Source organism: Kineococcus sp. AC630, from assembly GCF_979255925.1.
The window spans coordinates 1-232 of sequence record NZ_CEEDMJ010000166.1; the positions used below are offsets into that span (position 1 = coordinate 1).

The window sequence follows — 232 nt, forward strand, 5'->3', positions numbered from 1 at the left end:
CTCCCCGGGGAGGGCCGACGGGCGCCGGGGGCGCAGTCCCGCACCCCGTGGCTGTTCGGAGCCTGGTCCGCGCAGGGGCTGGACGGGAGGGCGGCGCGGTTCCACCAGCACCTGCGATCGCGTCCGCACCACCCCTCGACCCCGCGACCGGTCGTCGTGAACCCGTGGGAGGCCGTCTACTTCGACCTCGACCTCGGGAAGCTGCTGGCCCTGGCCCGGGCCGCCGCGGAGG

General features: G+C 77.2%; 1 protein-coding gene. It reads left to right on the top strand.

The features are described 5' to 3' along the window. A partial coding sequence (locus tag AC0I8G_RS26270) for an alpha-galactosidase (protein ID WP_471732551.1) occupies window positions 1–232 on the top strand: 232 nt, incomplete at both ends.